Source organism: Segatella copri, assembly GCF_019127135.1.
GTDB lineage: Bacteria > Bacteroidota > Bacteroidia > Bacteroidales > Bacteroidaceae > Prevotella.
Genome location: NZ_JAHOEA010000091.1, coordinates 1 through 7,593, shown reverse-complemented (window position 1 = coordinate 7,593; position 7,593 = coordinate 1). Strand labels below are relative to the sequence as shown.

At 49.8% G+C, this 7,593-nt stretch carries 4 protein-coding genes; 3 read left to right on the top strand and 1 reads right to left on the bottom strand.

The genetic code is table 11. From position 1 onward, the window contains the following. Positions 1-217: 217 nt before the first annotated feature. The 3 genes from KSW37_RS14715 (at position 218) to KSW37_RS14705 (ending at position 5,532) form a co-directional block, all read left to right on the top strand. Positions 218-1,993 (top strand): biotin/lipoyl-binding protein, encoded by a 1,776-nt coding sequence (locus KSW37_RS14715; protein WP_217315112.1) that lies wholly within the window; start codon positions 218-220, stop codon positions 1,991-1,993. 121 nt (positions 1,994-2,114) lie between these two features. Then, positions 2,115-2,651 (top strand): HDIG domain-containing metalloprotein, encoded by a 537-nt coding sequence (locus KSW37_RS14710; RefSeq protein ID WP_022120820.1) that lies wholly within the window; start codon positions 2,115-2,117, stop codon positions 2,649-2,651. A 16-nt stretch (positions 2,652-2,667) separates the two neighbouring features. Continuing rightward, entirely contained in the window at positions 2,668-5,532 is a 2,865-nt protein-coding gene (locus KSW37_RS14705; RefSeq protein ID WP_217315114.1) for a putative LPS assembly protein LptD, read from the top strand. A 250-nt stretch (positions 5,533-5,782) separates the two neighbouring features. Here the strand turns inward: KSW37_RS14705 and KSW37_RS14700 are convergent, their stop codons facing one another. Then, complete coding sequence (locus KSW37_RS14700) at positions 5,783-7,519, bottom strand: AAA family ATPase (RefSeq protein ID WP_217315116.1); 1,737 nt, start codon at positions 7,517-7,519, stop codon at positions 5,783-5,785. Positions 7,520-7,593: the final 74 nt, after the last annotated feature.

Genomic DNA, 7,593 nt, shown 5'->3' with positions numbered 1-7,593 from the left:
AAACACCCAGGGCGATGCCCTGGGCTAGGAGCTTCTGCCCTTTCAGGGCGTGTGGCGAAAACTTTCAGAGCGTGTGGGCAAAACTTGCGAAACTTGAATAAATAACATAATAAATATAAAAAAAGAGGCGAATAGGACGATTTCTCGATTTTTTTGTCTAATTTTGCACCTTGGAATTTAATTCATACATCGAATATAAAGAAAAAGAACAAAAATAATGAAGAAGAAAATTCAGTTCAGTCTCGTTTATCGAGACATGTGGCAGAGCTCTGGTAAGTTCCAGCCACGCAAGGATCAGTTGGCTAAAATTGCCCCAGTTATCATCGAAATGGGATGCTTTAGCCGTGTAGAGACTAACGGCGGTGCCTTCGAGCAGGTTAACCTGCTGGCAGGTGAAAACCCTAACGATGCCGTACGCGCATTCTGTAAACCTTTCAACGAGGTGGGTATCAAGACTCACATGCTCGACCGCGGATTGAACGCTCTTCGTATGTATCCGGTGCCTGACGACGTGCGCGCCCTTATGTATAAGGTAAAGGCTAAGCAGGGTACCAACATCACACGTATCTTCGACGGACTGAACGATGTGCGCAACATCATTCCTTCTATCAAGTGGGCCAAGGAGGGCGGCATGACTCCACAGTGTGCACTCTGTATCACCAACTCTCCTGTTCATACCCTGGAATATTACATGAACATCGCCGACCAGCTCATCGCTGCCGGTGCAGAGGAAATCTGCTTGAAGGATATGGCAGGTATCGGCCAGCCAGCATTCCTCGGCAAGCTCACCAAGATGATCAAGGACAAGTATCCACAGATCATCATCCAGTATCATGGCCACTCAGGTCCTGGTCTCTCTATGGCTTCTATCCTCGAGGTATGCAACAACGGTGCCGACATCATCGATACAGCCATCGAGCCACTGTCATGGGGTAAGGTTCACCCAGACGTAATCTCAGTTATCAGCATGCTGAAGAACGAGGGCTTCGAGGTACCTGAAATCAATATGAGCGCTTATATGAAGGCGCGTGCCATGACTCAGGAATTCATCGACGAGTGGCTCGGATATTTCATCAACCCAGGTAACAAGATCATGTCTTCACTCCTGCTCGGTTGCGGTCTCCCAGGCGGTATGATGGGTAGTATGATGGCAGACCTCGGCGGTATGCGCCAGACCATCAACAACATCCGCAAGAAGAAGGGTGAGGAAGAGTTGTCTATGGACGACCTGCTCATCAAGCTCTTCGACGAGGTAGAGTATGTATGGCCACGCGTAGGTTATCCTCCATTGGTAACCCCATTCAGCCAGTATGTAAAGAACATCTCACTGATGAACCTCCTCACCATGGAGCAGGGCAAGGGCCGCTTCGTCATGATGGACGACTCAATGTGGGGTATGATTCTCGGCAAGAGCGGTAAGATTCCTGGAACTATCGACCCAGAACTCGTAGAGCTCGCCAAGAAGCAGGGCCGCGAGTTTACCGACGTAGATGCACACACATTGCTCACCAACGCCCTCGACGACTTCAAGAAGGAGATGGACGAGAACGGTTGGGATTACGGTCAGGACGACGAGGAACTCTTCGAGCTCGCCATGCACCCAGAGCAGTATCGCAACTACAAGAGCGGACAGGCAAAGAAGAACTTCCTTGCCGACCTTCAGAAGGCAAAGGATGCCAAGCTCGGTACAACCCTTACACCTGCACAGCTTGCAGAGTTCAAGCACGCCAAGGCAGATGCCATCGTGGCACCAGTAGCCGGTCAGATCTTCTGGGAATTCCAGGGCGAGGGCGAGTGCCAGCCAGCTGTAGAGCCATACATCGGCAAGGAATATAAGGAAGGTGATGCCTTCTGCTATATCCAGGCTCCTTGGGGCGAGTTTGAAACCATCCCGGCAGCATTGGGCGGCAAGCTCGTAGAAATCAATGCCAAGCAGGGCAGCAAGGTGCGCAAGGGCGATGTTATTGCTTACATCGAGCGCGAGGCTGAATAATGTTAAATGTTGAATGTTGAATGTTGAGTTGTCCCTTTCTGCAAAACAGCAAGGACACTTACGGCGCAAGCCCCATAATTCAACATTCAACACTCAACATTCAACATTTAATATAAAAACGATGGATTATCAAGCTATTATTGATAAGTATTATCCTGAGGATAATGAGCTTCGGCATATCCTCATTACACATAGCCAATCTGTAGCGCGAAAAGCGCTACAGATTGTTTCGTATCATCCCGAATTGCAACTCGATGCCCAGTTTATCGAAGAAGCAGCCATGCTCCACGACCTCGGCATCTTCATGACCGATGCCCCAGGCATACAGTGTTTCGGCTCGCAGCCCTACATCTGCCACGGACGACTGGGAGCAGAAATCCTGCGCAAGGAAGGATATGAACGACATGCCCGCGTATGCGAGCGCCATACCGGTGCAGGCATCACAGAGGCACAGATTATAGCACAGAACCTGCCCCTGCCTCATCAGGATTTCCTGCCGGAAACCATGGAGGAGAAGGTGATTTGCTACGCTGATAAATTCTTCAGCAAAACTCACCTCGACCGGGAAAAAACGATTGAGAAAGCAGAAAAAAGTCTCATGAAGTTCGGCGAGGAAGGAGTAAAACGATTCCAGCAATGGGAACGCATGTTTGAATAGAATTCTAATTTATTGAATGAGAAAACAATCGACGATAGCTATGCTGCTGCTCGCTGCCATCTCCTGTATGATGGTGGCTAATCCGGGTATGCCCGATTCGAAAAAGAAAAAGAAGAAGGAGAAGACGGAAACCGTGGACAGCGTGGGAGACAGTGTGTTCGTAGACTCGCTGGGCAACGAAATAAAGCCCAAGCTGAAACAGGCTGACGACACTACGCAGATGGACTCGCTGCAGAAAGCTATATGGAAACATAATAAAGTGGTGGATGACAGTATCCGCCTCGACAGTATCGCCAGAAAGAAACAGGGTGGAGTAGACGCACCGGTTAACTATCAGGCGGACGACTCCCTCGTATACGATGCCAAGAACAAGGTGGCATATCTCTACGGAAACTCCAACGTGAAGTATACCAACATGGACCTCAGCTCTGACCGCATCTCCATGGATATGGACAAGAGCAACGTGAAGGCTATGGGTACACCCGACAGTACGGCGGAGGGAGGCATCAAGGGCAAACCTGTCTTCAAGATGGGTAGTGATACCTACGATACCGACACCATCAAATTCAACTTCAAGAGCAAGAAGGCCCTTATTAATAATGTATATACAGAACAGGAAGACGGATTCCTGACCGGTATGAAGTCGAAACGCGACTCATCGGGTGTCATCTATCTGCAGCACGGCAGGTATACCACTTGCGATGATCCGCATCCCGACTTCTACATCTCGCTCTCCCGAGCCAAGGTAAGACCGGGCAAGGATGTGGTATTCGGACCAGCCTATCTCGTGGTGTGCGATGTACCAATGCCGCTCGCCATCCCTTACGGCTTCTTCCCGTTCACCAAGAGCTACAGCAGCGGTTTCATCATGCCAACCTACGGCGATGAAACGGCACGAGGCTTCTACCTGAGAGATGGTGGATATTATTTCGCCATGAACGATAAATGGGACCTGAAGCTGCTGGGCGAAATTTATACCAAGGGCTCGTGGGGACTCTCGGCAGCCAGCAACTACCGCAAGAGATACAAATACTCGGGTTCCTTCTTCTTCAGTTACCAGGATACGAAGAACGGTGATAAGGGAATGCCAGACTTTACCGAACAGGAGAGTTTCAAACTGCAATGGAGCCACCGCCAGGACAGCAAGGCAAACCCATACAGTTCGCTTTCGGCAAGTGTGAACTTCGCCACATCGAGCTACGAACGCAATAACCTCAATTCGCTCTACAATCCGCAGACGATGACGCAGAGTACGCGAACCTCATCTGTCAACTGGAGCACCTCGTTCTCAAGCATCGGTATGACGCTCAGTTCCACCGCCAACCTCTCGCAGAACATGCGCGATTCATCCATCGCCATGACGCTGCCCGACCTCAACATCAGCATCTCCCGCTTCTATCCGTTCAGAAGAAAGAAGATGGTGGGCGATGAGAAATGGTACGAGAAGATAGCCATGAGCTATACGGGACACATCTCTAACAGCATCAATACCAAAGAAGATAAGCTGATGCACAGTTCGCTCATCAAGGACTGGAGAAATGGATGGCAGCACCAGATACCGGTGAGTGCTACATTCACGCTCTTTAAATATCTCAACGTGAACCCATCGTTCAATTTCACCGACCGTATGTATACCAACAAGGTGGAGAGATCATGGGATGAAGCCAGCCAGACGGAGAAATGTGATACCATCTACGGTTTCAACAATGTGTATAACTGGAACATGAGCGTAGGTCTCTCTACCAAACTCTATGGCTTCTACATACCAAACCGCAAGCTCTTCGGAGATAAGATACAGGCTGTGCGCCACGTGTTTACGCCTACGGTGAACTTCAGCTATGCCCCAGACTTCGGAGCTTCACGCTACGGCTACTGGGACACCTACCAGAAGACCGATGCCGACGGAAACGTATCGCTGGTAAGCTATTCGAAGTATGCCAACGCCCTCTACGGTGCACCGGGCAAGGGTAAGAGCGGTAACATCTCGTTTACCCTGGGCAACAACATCGAGATGAAGGTGAAGAGCGACAAGGACTCTACCGGATACAAGAAAATCAGTATCATCGATGCGTTCGACATCAACATGAGCTACAATACTGCAGCCAAGGTTCGCCCTTGGAGCGATATGAACATCAACCTCAGACTGAAGTGGTGGAAGAACTATACCTTCAACATGAACGCCGTGTTTGCCACTTATGCCTACGAGCTGGATGACCAGAACAATGTTTATGTAGGTACCCATACGGAGTGGGGCAAGGGCAGGTTCGGACGATTCCAGGGTATGTCGCAGAACTTCTCGTTCACACTGAACCCGGAGAAGCTGAAGAAACTCTTTGGCGGGGGCGATGATGAGGACGACAAGAAGAACAGCAAGCGCAGCGATGATGATGACGATGAAGGTCTGGATACCGACATTGAGAGCAACGTAGACGATAGTCTGGAGAAGGGTAAGACGGCTGCCAAGAAGGGCGGCAAGGCTGAAACGGATGCAGACGGTTATATGGCGTTCAAGATGCCATGGTCGCTGACCTTCGGTTACGGTGTAACAATGCGCGAGGATACGCGAAGAGAAAAGTTCAATGAGAAGACGATGCGCTATGCATATAAGTTTACCCAGACTCTGAACATGAGTGGTAACGTAAGAATCAGTGATGGCTGGAACATCAGTTTCTCATCCGGTTATGATTTTGACAACCACAAGATCAGTATGACCACCGCCAGTCTGGCTCGTGATCTTCACTGTTTCAACATGAGCTGTTCTGTGGTTCTCGCTCCATACACGAGCTACAACTTCACCTTCCGTTGTAACGCAGCCACCTTGACAGATGCGCTGAAATACGACAAGAGAAGTGGTTATTCCAACGCTGTACAATGGTACTAGATGATAGTTTATAGTTGAAAGTTTACAGTTAATAGAGCTTTTCAGCTTATAGATAATAAAAAAACAGGCAAAATCATTTTGCCTGTTTTTTTTGTTTTATCTATATTGCTTTTTTACCTTTAAAAAAAGCTCGGGGGGACCAGCGATGGAATCGCTGGGAACGGGGACAGGAAGGAGAAAAGCCTCTTTGCACCTCCGTTCCCAGCGATTCCATCGCTGGTCCCCCATTTAAAAGCCTCTTTTTACCTTTTTACTTTTTTACCTTTAAAAGCCTTTTTTTCGCCTCCGGGTGCTCAGGATAAAGCGTGAGGGCCTTGCGGTAATTCATGATGGCAGCCTCTTTCATGCCCTCTTTTTCGCACTCCTTGCCCATAATCACATACTCCGTGGCAAGGCGCTTGAGGAACTTCTCCTGCTTCTCCTTCTCTTCATCCTTCTTTCTTATTTCTTCGCGCAGCCGCTCGTTCTCAGCCTGAAGCTCATTCACCCTGTTCAGCTTTTTGCGGATGAAACGCTTGGCAAGCGGCTGCTCGATGTCATAACGGCTGTGGATGGCAAGGAAGAAGTTGTCGAGAGCCGACTGCATATCGCCCCTGTCGAACGCCTTGACGGCATCATGATACTGCTTGTCAGCCTTACTCTGGGTAAGCGCCGTGTTGATGGTGCTCTGGTCGTTGAAATGACGGGCAAACTGCTTGACATCATTGCGCACGAAAACATCACTCTGACGCAATGGCTCCTGAAGACTGATGCCCTCGAGGCTGGTACAGCGGGACAAGGCAACATACGTCTGTCCGCCTGCAAAAACACCACCCGTGAAATCAATCTTCACCTGGTTGAAGGTGAGGCCCTGACTCTTATGAACCGTTATTGCCCACGCCAGACGGATGGGGTACTGCTCGTATCTGCCAATCTCTTCCTCCTCAATCTTCTTCTCAACCTCATTGAAATGGTATCGCATGTTGCTCCATGCCGCAGGCTCAACCATCACATCCTTTCCTTCCTCGGTGCGCACATAAATCTTGGCATCCTCATCCTCATCAAAACCGATGATGGTGCCCAGCGTGCCATTCACCCACTGGTGCTCGATATCATTCTTGATGAAGATAACCTGAGCCCCCGTCTTGAGGTAAAGTTCGATAGGGGTAGGGAGACTGCTCTCCGGAAACTCGCCCTGTATGTGGCCACGGAAGAGGCAAGGCTCGCCCGGAAGACGCTGGAGCTGGCTGTCGTTGATGTAATCTACCGTATCGCGGCGCGTAGAGAGGGTGATGGCAAGTTTGGAATCACCTTCATCGAGCCTGGCTCCCACGCGCTGGTTGAGGCGCTGGAAATCCTGCATAGGTACCTGAGACGTGCGGATATGGTCGAGGATGCTGATGAAAACAGGATCGCTCTGGCGGTATACCTTCTTGAGTTCGATGCTCACGAGCTTGAAGTATTCGAACACCTTGGCATCGAAGAAGAAACTGCTGCGGTAGAAGGGACTGAGCAGACGGCGGTCGTCCTCTCTTACTACAGGCTCCAGCTGGAAGATATCGCCCACCAGAAGCAGCTGCTTGCCCCCGAAAGGCTCTCGCATGTTGCGGCAATATACCCGCAATACCTTGTCCAGGAAATCGATGATATCGGCACGAACCATACTGATCTCATCGATGATGATGAGCTCTACCTCGCGGATAATCTTTATCTTCTCAGAATTATATTTCAGGGTGTTGCGGATGTTGCGGACGGAATACATGCTGTCGTTGGGCAGCAGAGGGTGGAAAGGAAGCTTGAAAAAGCTGTGGAGCGTGCTTCCTCCGGCGTTGATGGCCGCAATGCCTGTTGGGGCAAGAATGATATGTTTCTTCTTGGTATTGGCGGCTATATAACGTAAAAAAGTAGATTTACCCGTCCCCGCCTTTCCGGTAAGGAAAAGCGAACGACGGGTAAACTGTATGATTTGGAGTGCATTCTGCAACTCCGGGTTGTCGAGATCAATCATTATATTTAACAGAACTTTAGCATGTGGTTCAAGTACGGGCTGAAGGCCCAAAAGCTCCTAGCCCAGGGCATCGC

What these genes read in the sequence shown, in the direction of transcription:
- KSW37_RS14700 (WP_217315116.1), bottom strand. Translation starts at nt 7,519, where the DNA reads ATGATTGATCTCGACAACCCGGAGTTGCAGAATGCACTCCAAATCATA.
- KSW37_RS14715 (WP_217315112.1), top strand. Translation starts at nt 218, where the DNA reads ATGAAGAAGAAAATTCAGTTCAGTCTCGTTTATCGAGACATGTGGCAG.
- KSW37_RS14710 (WP_022120820.1), top strand. Translation starts at nt 2,115, where the DNA reads ATGGATTATCAAGCTATTATTGATAAGTATTATCCTGAGGATAATGAG.
- KSW37_RS14705 (WP_217315114.1), top strand. Translation starts at nt 2,668, where the DNA reads ATGAGAAAACAATCGACGATAGCTATGCTGCTGCTCGCTGCCATCTCC.